The organism is Caulobacter sp. 602-2 (genome assembly GCF_011043625.1).
Taxonomy (GTDB): Bacteria; Pseudomonadota; Alphaproteobacteria; order Caulobacterales; family Caulobacteraceae; genus Caulobacter.
The window spans coordinates 965,426-980,265 of the sequence record NZ_JAAKGT010000001.1 but is presented as its reverse complement, the minus strand read 5'-3'; the positions used below and the strand labels follow the sequence as shown (position 1 = coordinate 980,265).

The 14,840-nt window shown below is 68.4% G+C and carries 11 protein-coding genes; 9 read left to right on the top strand and 2 right to left on the bottom strand.

Features of this window, described 5'->3' with window-relative positions; translation table 11 throughout:
• Nucleotides 1-10: 10 nt before the first annotated feature.
• From G5B46_RS24815 to G5B46_RS04405, 3 genes are all read left to right on the top strand, one after another.
• On the top strand, nucleotides 11-673 hold the full coding sequence (locus tag G5B46_RS24815) for a putative 2OG-Fe(II) oxygenase (RefSeq protein WP_165256402.1): 663 nt from the start codon (nucleotides 11-13) through the stop codon (nucleotides 671-673).
• An 85-nt stretch (nucleotides 674-758) separates the two neighbouring features.
• Nucleotides 759-3,071, top strand: a complete 2,313-nt coding sequence (locus tag G5B46_RS24810) for a heparinase II/III family protein (protein ID WP_165256400.1) — start codon at nucleotides 759-761, stop codon at nucleotides 3,069-3,071.
• Nucleotides 3,072-3,296: 225 nt separating this feature from the next.
• Nucleotides 3,297-6,194 carry a TonB-dependent receptor gene (locus G5B46_RS04405; RefSeq protein WP_165256398.1) on the top strand — a complete coding sequence of 966 codons (2,898 nt, stop codon included), beginning with the start codon at nucleotides 3,297-3,299 and terminating at the stop codon, nucleotides 6,192-6,194.
• Nucleotides 6,195-6,255: 61 nt separating this feature from the next.
• Here G5B46_RS04405 and G5B46_RS04400 read toward each other — a convergent pair whose 3' ends face one another.
• On the bottom strand, nucleotides 6,256-7,737 hold the full coding sequence (locus G5B46_RS04400; protein ID WP_165256396.1) for a glycosyl hydrolase family 28 protein: 1,482 nt from the start codon (nucleotides 7,735-7,737) through the stop codon (nucleotides 6,256-6,258).
• 195 nt (nucleotides 7,738-7,932) lie between these two features.
• Here G5B46_RS04400 and G5B46_RS04395 point away from each other — a divergent pair, with 195 nt between their 5' ends.
• The 6 genes from G5B46_RS04395 to mnhG are packed head-to-tail and all read left to right on the top strand — an operon-like array spanning nucleotide 7,933 to nucleotide 13,897.
• A complete protein-coding gene (locus G5B46_RS04395; RefSeq protein ID WP_165256394.1) occupies nucleotides 7,933-10,860 on the top strand; it encodes a monovalent cation/H+ antiporter subunit A in 2,928 nt (975 codons plus the stop codon).
• Nucleotides 10,857-11,201, top strand: a complete 345-nt coding sequence (locus tag G5B46_RS04390; protein WP_165256392.1) for a Na+/H+ antiporter subunit C — start codon at nucleotides 10,857-10,859, stop codon at nucleotides 11,199-11,201. The genes G5B46_RS04395 and G5B46_RS04390 overlap by 4 nt, the downstream gene beginning before the upstream one ends.
• Nucleotides 11,198-12,790, top strand: coding sequence for a monovalent cation/H+ antiporter subunit D (locus G5B46_RS04385; RefSeq protein ID WP_165256390.1), 1,593 nt, complete (start codon nucleotides 11,198-11,200; stop codon nucleotides 12,788-12,790). Before G5B46_RS04390 ends, G5B46_RS04385 begins: the two co-directional genes overlap by 4 nt.
• Nucleotides 12,787-13,278 (top strand): Na+/H+ antiporter subunit E, encoded by a 492-nt coding sequence (locus G5B46_RS04380; protein ID WP_165256388.1) that lies wholly within the window; start codon nucleotides 12,787-12,789, stop codon nucleotides 13,276-13,278. Before G5B46_RS04385 ends, G5B46_RS04380 begins: the two co-directional genes overlap by 4 nt.
• Nucleotides 13,275-13,556, top strand: a complete 282-nt coding sequence (locus G5B46_RS04375) for a K+/H+ antiporter subunit F (RefSeq protein WP_165256386.1) — start codon at nucleotides 13,275-13,277, stop codon at nucleotides 13,554-13,556. The genes G5B46_RS04380 and G5B46_RS04375 overlap by 4 nt, the downstream gene beginning before the upstream one ends.
• Nucleotides 13,553-13,897: a monovalent cation/H(+) antiporter subunit G gene (gene mnhG / locus G5B46_RS04370; protein ID WP_165256384.1), complete on the top strand. Its 345-nt coding sequence runs from the start codon at nucleotides 13,553-13,555 to the stop codon at nucleotides 13,895-13,897. Before G5B46_RS04375 ends, mnhG begins: the two co-directional genes overlap by 4 nt.
• On the opposite strand, the gene G5B46_RS04365 is transcribed toward mnhG, so the two are convergent.
• Nucleotides 13,894-14,700, bottom strand: a complete 807-nt coding sequence (locus tag G5B46_RS04365) for a universal stress protein (RefSeq protein ID WP_165256382.1) — start codon at nucleotides 14,698-14,700, stop codon at nucleotides 13,894-13,896. The genes mnhG and G5B46_RS04365 overlap by 4 nt on opposite strands.
• Between the last annotated feature and the right edge of the window lie 140 nt (nucleotides 14,701-14,840).

The following is a 14,840-nucleotide window of genomic DNA, read 5'->3' as shown; positions in this document are numbered from 1 at the left end:
GGAGGCGGTGGTGAGCAACGACCATGACCTGCGGCTGGTCGCGCCGTTCAGCCCGACGATCATCAAGGCGACCATGCCGCCGGGCGTGGTCGAGCGCCTCAACGCCCGGATCGACGAGATCGTAGGACGCAAGGACGAGGTCGCCGCCCGCGACTGGTCGGCCCATCTGGCGGGCGCGGTCAGCACCGAGATCCGCTTCACCGACGTGATCCGCGAGACCGCCGAACTCACCGACTTCCTGTTCGACGTGGCCCGCACCTACACCTACCGGTGCGAGAACGCCCTGATGCATTTCTCCGACTACGAGCGAACCGAGGAGCTCGAGGCGAAAAAGCTCCGCATCGAGATCAAGGAGGGCTGGATCAACGACATGGTCGCCGGCGACTACAATCCGGCCCATTTCCACCAGGGCTGCCTCTATTCCAGCGTGGGCTTCCTGCGCGTTCCGCCTGGCTACGAGGCCGAGTTCGCGGCCGACAAGGCCAGGCAGAACACTGCCGGCTGCCTGCAGTTCATCGACAGCCGCAGCGCCGTCGGGGCCAAGAACCTGTTCACGGTCAAGCCGGTGGTCGGCGACTTCTACCTGTGGCCCTCGTGGATGCTGCACTGCGTCTACCCGTTCCGCAGTCCGGGCGTGCGTCGGTCGATGGCGATCAATCTCGCCCTTGCCTGAGCAGAGCGCCGCGGAGGGCGCTTGCGCCCAGTAATGATATCGATATCATAATTCAAAGTCAGAAGAAGCGTACGGGGAGAAGCGCGTGAAGAGCCAAGCAAAGCGGATGGTGTCGGGGCTGGCCCTGGCGACCTGCCTCCTGGCCGGAGCGGCCGGCGCCCAGACCCTGAAGTCGAGCCATCCGTACCTGACCTTCAGCGACGCCCATGTCTCACAGTTCAAGGCCCGCGTGGCCGAAGATCCCGACGCCAAGGCCGCCTGGACCAAGGCCCGAGCCGACGCCGACGCGGCCCTGACCCGCAAGCCGGCCAACGACCGCGAACTGAACGCGGCCCTGATGGGCCTGTCGCTGACCTACCGCATGACCGGCGAGCGCAAGTACGCCGACCGCGCCAAGGCCCTGCTCGACGTCTATGCGAACCGCGCCAACTGGGTGACCGACAAGCCGCTTCTGGCCCGCAGCCCGGTCTGGAACTCCGATCTCGGCATGGGGACCAGCGCCTACACCTTCGGCCTGACGTTCGACGCCATCCACGACGCCCTCAGCCCCGCCGAGCGCGACCGCCTGGCCAAGGCCCTGGTCAAAGGCGCGATCCGCCCGACCCTGAACGACTGGATCGACGGCGCGGAACGCATCCACAGCCTCGACACCATGGGTCACAACTGGTTCAGCCACATCGTGTTCGGCGCCGGGGTGGCGGCGATAGCCGTCAAGACCGAAGAGCCCCAGGCCGACGCCTGGATCCGCCGCATCGACGAGGCGGCCGAGGAGTGGGCCAACTACGACGGCAGCGCCATCGAGACCAAGCCGGCGCACTTCGCGTCCAACGGGGCCTTCGTCGAGAGCATCAACTACGCCGACTTCGCCGCCGAGGGCTATCTGCGCTTCAAGCGCGCCTGGCTCGACGCTTTCAAGGAGCGGCCGGCCGCGACGCCGCGCCTGGCGGGCCTGGGCGACTATTTCATCCAGAACCTCTACCCGACCACCGGGGGCTTCCTGTCGACCAACTTCGGCGACGGCAATCCGACCTCCAGCGGGGCCAGCGCCATCGCCAACCTGTGGGCCAGCGGCGACCAGCAGTCGCGCTATCTCTGGTATCTGAACACCGTGCGTCCCGATCCCAAGCAGGACGTCTTCGCCGAGCCCGAGAACATGGTCCAATGGCCCTCGGCCAAGGCCCGCGCCTCGGCAGGCAAGGGCCCGGGGCTGCCGACCAGCTGGATCGACGCCGATCTGGGCGCAGCGACGATGCGCTCGTCCTGGGCGCCGGACGCCACCTTCCTGGCGCTGCGCTCGGGCTTCACCTGGAACCACAACCACGCCGACGCCGGCAGCTTCATCCTCTGGCACAAGGGCAAGCAGCTGCTGATCGACTCCGGCAACAGCAGCTACGCCCGGCCCGAGTACGATGGCTACTACCGCCAGAGCGTGGCCCACAATGTCGTCACCCTGGACGGCAAGGCCGAGCCGGAAAGCAACACCTACAACGGCTCGCACTTCGTGGGGCGGGTGGACCACCTGGTCGACGCCGGCGACCTGCGCTTCGTCTGGGCCGACGCCACCGGCCCCAACGCCCGGACCTTCGAGCGCAAGTACCGCAGCTTCATGTGGATCGGCGACGTGATCCTGGTCATCGACGACCTGAAGGGCTGGGCGCCGGGCCAATTCGAATGGCTGATGCACTACGAAGGCGAGGCCAAGCGCCAGGGTCAGGTGATCACCGTCAGGAACGGCGAGGCCGAGGTCGCGGTGCGGCCGCTGTTTCCCGAGACCCTGCCGGACGCCGGGCTGTTCACCGACTATCCCGAACTGATGCGGATGGCCGAGGGCAAGGGCCTGAAGGACCATGCGCCCGACGAGGCCCAGCCCTACCTGCGCCTGCAGGCGCCGGGCGTCACTGACCGGACCAAGTTCGTGGTCGCCCTGACGCCGAACGGTGCGGCTGCCGCGCCCGTGATCGAGAAGGTCGAGACCAAGGACTGGCTGATGGTTCGCGTGCGCCAGAAGGGCGAGGTCACCGAGGTCTATTTCAATCTGCTGGCCGACGGCCGCATCCGTCACCGCAACGCCAATGCCGACCTCGGCGGCTGGCGGACCGACGCCTACATTCTCGCGCTGACCTATCCTGAGGGCGGCAGCGCGGCCAAGCCGCGCCGCTGGTTCGTCGCCGATGGCAGCTATCTGCGCCGCGACGGCCGCGTCGAGCTCGACAGCCTGTCCAAGGCCTTCGTGGTCAAGGACCGGACGGGGCAGGGCGTCGAGGCCCGCATCCAGGGCCAGCCGACCTACGCCGTCCGCCTGGCTTGCGAGGGGGCTCGCTCGATCAAGGTCGACGGTGCCGCCAAGGCCTGTTCCGGCGACGTGGCGCTGGCGCGTCGATCCTCGCCGCCCAACTGAGTTTCAATCATCGCATTTGTCTGACAAAAGCTCTTGTCAACAACGTATGATATCGATAACAAGATTATGTGGTTGGAGAAGATCGCCGTGCAGGCGACGCCCCGACCCGGGAGTGAAACAGAGAGGGCGCGGCAAGCGCCCTAGCCAACAGGGAAAACCCGCCTCGCGCGGGATCTGACGGGCCGCGCCGGCTTATCGGGCGTAGGCTCCGCAGGAGGGGAAGCCATGAAGTCGGAAGTTCAATCGCGTCTGTTCCTCACCGTTTCGACGCTGGCCGTCGCGCTGGGCGCGTTCGGCGCCGCCCACGCCCAGACCGCGCCGGCGCCGGCTGCCGAAGAAGCCGTTGAGGAGGTGGTCGTCACCGGCATCCGCCAGAGCCTGCAGTCGGCCGTGCAGGTCAAGAAGAACACCATGGAGGTGGTCGACTCCATCCGCGCCGAGGACATCGGCAAGCTGCCCGACCCCAACGTCGCCGAGACCCTGACCCGCATTCCGGGCGTACAGGGCTATCGTTACGGCGGGGAGGGGGCTTCGCCGGTCGGCGCCGGTTCGGGCCTGACGATCCGGGGTTTGTCGGGCCAGACCGCCTCGCAGGTCGACGGTCGCTCGTACTTCACCGCCGGCGGCAGCGAGTTCAACATCGAGGCGGCCATCCCCGGCATGATCGCGGGCCTGGACGTCTACAAGAACCCCTCGGCCGAGCACATCGAGGGCGGCATCGGCGGCCTCGTCGACATCAAGACCCGCCGTCCGCTCGACCTGCCGAAGATGTCGGGCAGCGTGGCGATCTCCGGCCGCTACAACGACATGGTCAAGCAGATGCAGCCCGAGTACTTCGGCCTGGTCTCGCACAAATGGGACGTGGGCGACGGCGAGATGGGCCTGCTGCTCGGCGCCAACTACCAGAAGAGCTGGAACCGCTCCGACAATGCGCCCGGTCCCGGTGGGACCAACCTGCGCCGCGTGGTGCGCGCCGACAGCGCCGAATACATCGGCAACAGCGCCTATAACCAGGCCTATGCCGGCCGCAGCGACGTCTCCTTCCTGGCCGACGTGGCCAATCCGCTGGCCCTGACCTCGGCCGAGCGCGCCAACCTGGTCAACATGGCCGGCGTGCAGATCAACGTGAACGAGGAAGACATCCAGCGCACCCGCAAGGGCTTCGCCGGCGCCTTCCAGTGGAAGGTGCGTCCGGGCCTCGAGGTCTATGTCGACGGCAACTACAATTCCTACCTCTATCACCAGGGCTACCGCTTCCTGAACGGCGTCGACAGCCGCTACGTCCAAGGCCTGGCCACCACCCCCTTCAGCACCACCGAGGGCCTGGCCAACCGCAACGCCAACGGCGGCGAGGACGCAGTGCTGGCCGGACAGCGCTTCAACAGCGGCACGTTCCTGGGCTCGAGCTTCTCGTCGATCGGCGGCGACGAGCATCGCATCTACAAGACCTGGATCCTGGCCGGCGGCGCCAAGTGGTCGCCGACCGACGACCTCGATCTCAAGGCCGACCTCTCTTACGTCAAGGCCGATCAGCACCAGGACAACCGCTCGGTGACCATGACCCCGCGCGCGGGCCTGACCTGGGACGTGACCCGCACGGTCGGCGCGCCCCAGCGCGTGTCGATCAGCGGGCCCGACCTGTCGAGCCCCGCCAACTGGGTGCTGCTGAACTACGCCAACGGCGTCAACAACGTCTATGACGACGCGGGGCTGGCCGCTCAGTTCGACGGCGAGCTGCGCATCAACGACAGCTTCATCAAGGCCGTGAAGTTCGGCGCGCGCTACTACCGAAAGAAGTCGAAGTTCTACAACTACTCCTTCAGCGGCAAGAACCTGACGACAGACGGCTTGGCCCTGGCGGCCAACCAGTTGAACGGCGTCCTGGCCTCGACCGTGCAGGATCTCGTCGCCGGTTCGCACACCAACTGGTTCGACGGTGAGGCGGGGTATTCGGGCGGCTTCCTGACCTTCTCGCCCGACGCCCTGCTGGGCGACAATGTCCGCAACCGCTTCGCCCTGGCCGGCGTCGCGGCCGAGGACTCGCTGCCCGAGGTGCTGTTGTCGCGCCGCAAGGCGGTGGAGGAGACCCTGGCCGGCTACGGCGTGGTCGACTTCGCCTTCCTGAACGATCGCATCCGGGGCAACGCCGGCGTGCGGGTGGTGCGCACCAATCTCGACGCCGAGGCGCGGGTCACCGACACCACGGGCGCAACCCCGGTGATCGTCGCCCGCAGCCAGGGCAACAGCTACACCGACGTGCTGCCGACCCTGAACCTGACGGGCTACATCCAGGACGACCTCTTGCTGCGCTTCGGCTTCGGCAAAGGCATGACCCGGCCCAGCGTCGGCGACATCAACCCGACGGTGGCGGTCAACCTGACCAGCGGCACGGGCAGCCAGGGCAACGCCAACCTGCAGCCGCTGCGGGCCTACAGCTACGACCTGTCTCTGGAGAAATACTTCGGCCCGACCAGCTACGTCTCGGCCGCGGCGTTCTACAAGAAGGTCGACGGCTTCCCGATCGGGGTCGAGAGCTGCCAGACAGTGGCGACCTCGCAGCCCTATACCGGGGTGACGCCCAACAACTGTCCGACCGGCCAGTTCCGCATCACCCAGACCCAGAACGCCGATCCCGGCTTCGCCAAGGGCGTCGAGCTCGCGGCCCAGACCTTCTTCGACTACGACTTCCTGCCGTCGATGCTGCACGATTTCGGCGTCCAGGGCTCGTACACCTGGGTCAAGACCGAGCTCCCGCTCGGGGCGATGAAGGTGCGTCAGCCGTTCCAGTCCGACCAGAACTGGAGCCTGGCCGGCCTCTACGAGAACAAGAAGGTCTCGGCCCGCCTCGTCTATACTTACCGGTCGGACTACGTGCTGTTCGGGATCTCTCCCAACCCCATCGATGGCCGCTACCTGAAGGGCTACGGCCTGCTCGACGCCTCGGTGAATCTCAACCTGCGCGACGACCTGACCCTGTCGCTGACGGCCTCCAACCTGACCAACAAGGCCCCGATCCGCTACGTCGGCGAGCCGGACGGCGGCTACGACACCGACATCCTGCGCCAGTACTTCATGAACGGCCGGGTCTACGGGATCAGCCTGCGCTACAAGTTCGGCGGCTGACCGCCGTCGCATCAAGTCCCGCCTCGGGGCGCCGTCGACGACGGCGCCCTTCTTTTTGCGTTCAGCGGAAGGAGAGCCCCACGACCTCGCCGCTCACCGCGATGTCGCCGTCCTTGGCCGACTTCACCGGCTTGCCGTCGATGGTCAGGTTCTCGATCGTCACGTTCTTCACCGCAACCTGGGGCGACAGGCCCCGGATGATCGACAGGCTGGGCATGCCCTGGCCGGTGTAGGCGACGTTGCGGATCGTCAGGCCTTCGATCCCGCGTCCGGGCGCCTTGTTGTAGCGCGGGTTCTCGCCGGCCACGATGTTGATCAGCTTGCCTTCCTCGATGCGGTCGACCCGCACATTGCTGAAGGTGATGTTGCGGATCAGCGTGCTGTCGCCGGAATAGGCGGCGATCGCGCCCTCCCAGTCGGGGTCGTCCTCGTCCAGGTTGGCGACGTCGATGTTGTCGAAGGTCACGTCGCGGATGGTGCGCGGATCGGCGTTGTCGCCGAAGTGGCCGATATAGAGGGCGTGGGCGACGTCGACCCACAGACGCATGTTCGAGACCTGGATGTCGAAGGTGTCGCCCGGCGGGTTGGGATCGGGGATCCCCGTCTGGGCGGCCTTCTGGCGGCAGATCGGGCAGTCGGCCACGGCATAGACCACCACGGCGTCGTCCGAGACCCGCAGATAGCCGTCGCGCACCTTCACGTGACGCGAGGTCGAGATGTTGATCCCATCCGACCACTTGCCCGAGGTGAAGCCGGTCAGCTGGCTGACCGTGATGTTCTCGGAGTTGCGGATGTTCATCACCCGGGCTGCGTCCTTGCGGTCGCTGTTGACGATGATCAGGTCCGAGACCTCGACGTTCCTGGCCTTTTCCAGGTCGATCGCCCGGCCGGGATCCCACAGTAGGCCGCGCCCGGAGATCTTCACGTCGCTGACGCCGGAAAGGTCGAACGCGCCCTTCAGCACCGCGCCGCCGTCCATGTAGACGCGCTGGCCCGACTTGACCGGGAAGTGGTCAAGGCCCGCGGGCGGGACGTGGAAGCCGGGGCCGAAATAGACGACGTCGGCGCCGGCGGGGCGGGCGGGGGGCGGGGCGCCGGCCACGATGTGCAGATTGCGCAGGCGGTCGTCGTCGAACTGCAGCGAGAAGCGCTCGGGTTTCGTCAGCGTCATGCGCAGGATCGAGCCCTCGCGCTGCGGCTTGATCGCGCTCGACAGCGGCGCGACCGATACATCGGAAAAGCGGCCGTTGTTCTTCATCACCTCAAGCTCGACCGCCCCGTCGAAGTCGAAATAGACCAGCGAGGCGTTCTGCTTGGTGTCGGTGTCGACCTGCACCCGGTACTCGTAGAGGTCGCGCCACTCGCCGCCCGGCGCGCGCACCCGCACGGTGAAGTCGTCGTTGTGCGCGGTGTACATCAGCTGCGGCGGAACCGGATAGGTCAGCAGCGTGTCGGCCAGCACTGGGCTCGCCACGCCTCCCAGCAGCATGGCGGCCAGCGCCGTGGTGGCTGCGCGATGGGCCAGGGTCTTCTGTCGGCTCATGTTTCCTCCCAGGATTTTCAGCAGCATCGACGATTATGATATCGATATCAATAACGTCGACATATGTGACGAAGCGTGGCTGCAGGGAACCGTCGCTTTGACGCATGGGAACGGTCTTCCTATGGTGGTCCTTGAGGCCTGTAAGGCGTCGGACCCCGGCTAGACCCGTTCCGTGGCAGGAGGCCCCCAACCGTTTTGTCTTCCAACCTGCTCCTTCTCGTGATCCTGGCCGCGCCGTTCCTGGGCGCGGCCGTGGCCGCCGGCCTTCCGCGCCATGCGCGCACCTCGGCGGCCATCCTGTCCTGGCTGGTTTCGCTGGTCTCCCTGGTGAGTCTGGCGGCGCTCTGGCCGATGTTCGCGGATGGAGAGGTGCTGCGGCTGGCGATTCCCTGGCTGCCGTCGCTGGGCGTCAGCCTGATCCTGCGGCTGGACGGCCTGTCGTGGATCTTCTGCGCCCTGATCCTGGGGATCGGCGCCTTGGTGGTGCTCTACGCCCGCTACTACATGTCGCCGAAGGATCCGGTGCCCCGGTTCTTCTCGTTCCTGTTGGCCTTCATGGGCGCGATGCAGGGCGTGGTGCTGTCGGGCAACCTAATCCAGCTGGCGGTCTTCTGGGAGCTGACCAGCCTCTTTTCCTTCCTGCTGATCGGCTACTGGCACCAGAATCCCTCAGCCCGCGAAGGCGCGCGCATGGCCCTGACGGTCACGGCGCTGGGCGGACTGTGCCTGCTGGTCGGCATGATCCTGATCGGCTCGATCTCCGGCAGCTACGATCTCGACGACGTGCTGGCCGCCAAGAGCGTCATCCTGGCCGATCCGCGATCGGTTCCGGCCCTGGCGCTGGTGCTGATGGGGGCCCTGACCAAGAGCGCCCAGTTCCCGTTCCATTTCTGGCTGCCGCGCGCCATGGCCGCGCCGACGCCGGTCAGCGCCTATCTGCACTCGGCGACGATGGTGAAGGCGGGGATCTTCCTGCTGCTGCGCATGTGGCCGATCTTCGGCCAGACCGAGCTCTGGTACTTCGTCGTCGCCGGCGCCGGGGTGGCGACGCTGCTGATCGGCGCCTGGTGCGCCATCTTCCAGCACGACCTCAAGGGCCTCCTGGCCTACTCGACCATCAGCCACCTGGGACTGATCGTGCTGCTGCTGGGCCTGGGCTCGCCGCTCGGCGCGATCGCGGCGATCTTCCATACGGTCAACCACGCCACCTTCAAGGCGTCGCTGTTCATGGCCGCCGGGATCATCGACCACGAGGCCGGCACGCGCGACATGCGCAAGCTCAGCGGCCTCTACAGGTTCATGCCGATCACCGGCACGCTGGCCATCGTCGCCGCAGCAGCCATGGCCGGGGTGCCGCTGCTGAACGGCTTCCTGTCCAAGGAGATGTTCCTGGCCGAGGTGGTGGCCGGCAGCGACGGCCACGCCCTGAACGCCGCCCTGCCGGTGCTGGCGACCTTGGCCAGCGCGTTCGGCGTGCTCTATTCGCTGCGCTTCATCCTGGCGACCTTCTTTGGCCCGCCGCCGACGGCCCTGGACAAGGTCCCGCACGAGCCGCCGGCCTGGATGCGCCGCCCGGTCGAAATCCTGGTCGCTCTGTGCCTGCTGGTCGGCGTGCTGCCGGCCCTGACCGTCGGGCCGTTCCTGCGCAGCGCCGCTGTCGCCGTGCTTGGCTTCGACGATCTGCCCTATTACAGCCTGGCGCTCTGGCACGGCTTCAACATGCCGCTGCTGCTCAGCGTGCTGGCCCTGGCCGGCGGCGTGGCCGCCTACGCGATCTTCGGCCGGAAGCTGAACACCAATCCGCGCGGCGGACCCTGGGGGCTCAAGCGCCTCAACGGCGGCTATCTCTTCGAGAAGGCCATGACGGGTATCGTCAAGGGCGCGCGCTGGGTCGAAAGCCGCCTGGGAACCGAGCGGATGCAGCCGCAGCTGCGCCTGGTCGTCCTGGCCGCCCTGGCCGCCGGCGCGGCGGCGGCCTTCGCGGGGGGCGTGGCGATCCGGCCGTCCTGGTCGGCGCCCGGCGCGGCCGAGTTCGTGTTCGCGGGGCTGTGGCTGACCGGGGGCGGCTGCGCGATCGCGGCGGCCTGGCAGGCCAAGTATCACCGCCTGGCCGCGGTGGTGCTGATGGGCGGGGCGGGTCTCGTCAGCTGCATCACCTTCGTCTGGCTGTCGGCGCCGGACCTTGCCCTGACCCAGCTGCTGGTCGAGGTGGTCACCACCGTGCTGCTGCTGCTGGGCCTGCGCTGGCTGCCCAAGCGGCGCGAGGACATCCAGGCCTCGCAGGTGGAGCTCGCGCGCTCGCGTCGCCGCCGGCGTGTCGATCTGGTCGTGGCCGCCGTCGTCGGCCTGGCCCTGGCCTTCGTCTCCTACGCCGTCATGACCCGGCCGATGGTCGAGGGCATATCCCGCTTCTTCGTCGAGCGCGCCTATAGCGAGGGCGGCGGGCGCAACGTCGTCAACGTGATCCTGGTCGACTTCCGCGCCTTCGACACCTTCGGCGAGATCACGGTGCTGGGCATCGTCGGCCTGACCGTCCTGGCGCTGCTGCGCCGCTTCCGGCCGGCCAGCGACAGCTTGCCCGCGCCCAACCAGAAGCAGGCCCGTGAGCGTACCGGCCCCGTCGCCGAAGGCCGCAAGGCGGGCGACGCCGTGCGCGACACCATGCTGATCCCGCGTGTGGTCATGCGCTGGATGTTCCCGTTCGTCATCGTGCTGGCGGTGCACCTCTTCCTGCGCGGCCACGACCTGCCGGGCGGCGGCTTCGCGGCCGGGGTGGCGCTGTCGATCGCCGTGCTGCTGCAGTACATGGCCAACGGCGCGCGCTGGGTGGAGGAGCGGCTGCTGCTGCGGCCCATCCTCTGGATCGGCTGGGGGCTGACGATCGCAGCCGGCTGCGGCCTTGTCGCGATCGGGTTCAACCGGCCGTTCCTGACCTCGGCCTTCAAGTATGTCGAACTGCCGCTGCTGGGCCGCGTGCCCCTGGCCAGCGCCGTGATCTTCGACCTGGGCGTCGTGCTGCTGGTGGTCGGCGCCACGGTGCTGATGCTGGTGGCCCTGGCCCACCAGTCGCTGCGCCGCGCCAAGGACGACGCCGAAAACGAGCAAGCGGAGGAGGGCGCATGACCGAGTTCGTGCTCGCGGCCGCCATCGGCGTTCTGTCCGCCGCCGGGACCTGGCTGCTGCTGCGGCCCCGCACCTTCCAGGTGATCATGGGACTGTCGCTGCTGTCCTACGCGGTGAACCTGTTCATCTTCTCGATGGGGCGCCTGCGCTCGGGCACGCCGCCGATCACAGCCAAGGGCGCCGAGCGGCCGGAGCTGTACGCCGACCCGACGCCCCAGGCGCTGGTGCTGACCGCCATCGTCATCAGCTTTGCTTTGACGGCCCTGTTCCTGGTGGTGCTGCTGGCCTCGCGCGGGGCGACCGGCAGCGACCACGTCGATGGACGGGAGCCTGCCGAATGAGCCTCTGGGACCATCACCTGATCCTGCTGCCGATCCTGCTGCCGATGGTCATGGCCTCGGCCATGCTGCTGTTCGACGAGCGCCGCCGGCGGCTCAAGAGCATCATCAGCCTGACCGCCATGGCCGCCATCCTGCTGGTCGCCCTGGCCCTGCTGCACGAAAGCATGACCGGCGCGGCCGACGGCGGCGACACCGCCCGCGTCTATCGGCTCGGCGGCTGGAACGCGCCGTTCGGCATCGTGCTGGTGGCCGACCGGCTGTCGGCGATGATGGTGGCGCTGACCAGCGTGCTGGGCGCGGGGGTCCTGGCCTTCGCCCTGGCCCGCTGGGACCGGGCCGGACCGCGCTTCCACGCCCTGTTCCTGTTCCTGATCATGGGCGTCAACGGCGCTTTCCTGACTGGCGACCTGTTCAACCTGTTCGTCTTCTTCGAGATCATGCTGGCGGCCTCGTACGGCCTGGCATTGCACGGCTCGGGCGAGGCGCGAATCCGGGCGGGCCTGACCTACATCGCCATCAACCTGACGGCCTCGCTGTTGTTCCTGATCGGTGTGTCGCTGCTCTATGGCGTCACCGGCACGCTGAACATGGCCGAGTTCGCCCTGAAGGTTCGGACGATCGCGCCCGACGACCGCGGCCTGCTGCACGTCGGCGCGGCCATCCTGGGCACGGCCTTTCTGATCAAGTGCGCCGCCTGGCCGCTGGGCTTCTGGCTGGCGCCGACCTACACCGCCGCCAGCGCGCCGTCGGCCGCGGCCTTCGCCATCCTGTCCAAGGTCGGGGTCTATGTCGTGCTGCGGCTCAGCCTGCTGGCCTTCGGCGACGACGCGGGGGCCTCGGCGCATTTCGGCCAGTCGTGGCTGCTGGTCATGGGCCTGGCGACCCTGGCGTTCGGGACCCTGGGCCTGATCGCCTCCCGCGACCTGTCGCGCGCCGGCGCCTATGCCGTGATGGTCTCGTCCGGGACGATCCTGGCCGTGGCGGGCGTGGGCGACAAGGCCGTGCTGGGCGGAGCGCTGTTCTACCTGATCGGCTCGACCCTGGCCTGCGGCGCGATGTTCCTGCTGGCCGAGGTGCTGCAGCGGGGCGTCGATTCCGGCGCCCAGCGCGAGCGGGCGGTGTTCGACGACGAGTACCGCGACCCGTTCGACGACGACGAGCGCAACGAGCCGGGTCTCGTCATCCCCGCCGCCGTCGCCGCCCTCGGCGGCGCGTTCCTGATCTGCACCCTGATGATCGCCGGCCTGCCGCCGCTGTCGGGCTTCATCGGCAAGCTGGCCATGCTGGACGCTCTGGCCCGCTCGCTCGCACCCGCCAGCATCGCCGTGATCGTCGGCCTGTCGCTGTCCAGTCTCGGCGGTCTGATCGGACTGACCCGCCTGGGCGTCGGCGCTCTGTGGGCGCGTGACGAGGATGCGCCCGAACTGGTGGTCGGCGCGGCCGAACTGGCCGGCATGGGCGGCCTGCTGGCGGCCTGCGTGCTGCTGGCGCTGTTCGGCGGCGCGGGCCTGGGCTTCGCCGAGCACACCGCCGAATGGCTGGGCCGTCCCGACGCCTATATCCGCGCCGTGCTGGGGGCCACGCCATGATCCGCGCGCTTCTTCCCCATCCGCTTCTGGCGCTGGGCCTGTTCGTCACGTCGCTGCTGATGAGCGGCTCGGTCGAGCCGCCGGCGCTCGCGCTCGCGGCCGTCCTGGCGCTGGCCACGCCCCAGGTGATGCGGGCGCTGGACGCCCAGACCATCCGCATCCGCTCGCCGGGGGCCATCGTCTCCCTCGCCGGCTGCGTCGTGGTCGACGTGCTGCGCTCCAACTGGGCGGTGGCGGCGATCATCCTGGGGCGGCGACGCCACGAGCGCCGCTCGGGCTTCATCCACGTGCCGCTGGATCTGAAGGATCGCTACGCCCTGGCGGTGCTGGCGGTGATCCTGACCGCGACGCCCGGCACGCTGTGGGTCGAGTACGACAGCGCCACCGGCCGCCTGCTGCTGCACGTGCTGGACCTGGTCGAGGAGGACGAGTGGATCCGCCTGATCAAGGACCGCTACGAGCGCCGCCTGATGGAGATCTTCGAATGAGCCAGGCGATCCTGTTCTGGTGCCTGACCGCCGCCCAGGCGCTGCTCGTCGCGGCCATGGCGCTGGCCGCCTGGCGCGCGGTGCGCGGCCCCCGCGCCCAGGACCGCGTTCTGGGCCTCGACACCCTCTATCTCAACGGCATGCTTCTGCTGCTGGTGTTCGGCGTGCGCACGGGGGGCTCGATCTACTTCTACGCGGCGCTGATCATCGGCATGCTGGGCTTCGCCGCCACGGTGGCCCTGGCCAAGTTCCTGATGCGCGGCGAGGTGATCGAATGAGCGTCGCGGACCTTCCCGCCTGGGCCTGCGTGACGGTGGGCCTGCTGGCCGTGGCCGGAGCGGCGCTGTCGTTCCTCGGAGCCGTCGGCCTGTGCAGCTTCAAGACCTTCTACGAGCGGGTGCACGCCCCGACCCTGGGGGCGACCTTGGGCATGGCGTTGATCGTCGCCGCCTCGATCCTGTTCTTCACGCTGGTCGAGGGCCGGTTCATGCCGCGTGAGCTGCTGATCGGCGTCTTCCTGACGGTGACCACGCCGGTCACCCTGATCCTGCTCGGACGCGCGGCCCTGTTCCGCGACCGGACCGAGTTCGCGCGCGAGAAGGGCTCGGAGGAGGGCTAGTCTTCCTTGATCACCAGGGTGTCGACCCCGATCCGCTGCAGCAGCGTCGAGGCGACGCTGCCGATCGCCGCCTGGACGAAGCCGCTGATCCCGCGCGCGCCGATCACCACCAGGCCGGGCCACACCTGGCGGGCCACCTCGTCCAGCACCGCGCCGGCTTCTCCCGGCTCCAGGTGCGGCGTGATCCTGGCGCGGACGGTCTCGGGCAGGTCCGGATCGGCAAGCAGGGCGTCCAGCTTCCGTTGCGCTTCCGCACGCGCCAGATCGCGAACGTCTTCCGACTTGATCCGGCTCTCGAACGGCACGTGATAGGCGTGGACGAGGTGCAGCTTGGCCTCCGGAAACAGGGCCGCCGCGCCCAGCAGGGCGGCCTTGGCGCCCTTCGAGAAGTCCGACCCGATCAGCAGGCGCCGGTAGGGCCCGTGCGGCCGCTGCTTGACCACCAGCACGGGGGCCGAGGCGTTGCGCACCACATGGTCAACCGCCGTTCCCAGGAGGTAGTCGCCAAGGTCGTTGTAGCGGGCGACTCCGGTGACCAGCAGGTCGCTGCCCATCTCCCGCGCCGTGTCGGTGATGGCCTTGGGGGCTGGGCCGTAAGGCAGGCTGACGCTGGCCTTGGCGCCGGGATCGGGCAGCACGCGGCGCACGTCCAGCGCGGTGGTCGGCGCGTCGCGTTCGATGGCGTGCACCACATGCACGTCGGCGTTCCACTCGCGGCCCAGTTCCAGGGCGCGATCGACGGCGCGGTCGCTGCGGGAGGTGAGGTCGGTGGCCACCAGGATCGAGCGGACGGGGTGGGTCATCGGCGAACTCCTCACTGGCTGGGCGTCGAGGTTGGCTCCGGCTCGCGAGCGTTGCAATGCAAAAGGGCTCTCATCTGGGGTTGCGCCGTGTCAACGCGCTGTCTTTCCTGGCGATTTGGGCGCCTGCCCGACGGGCAGTT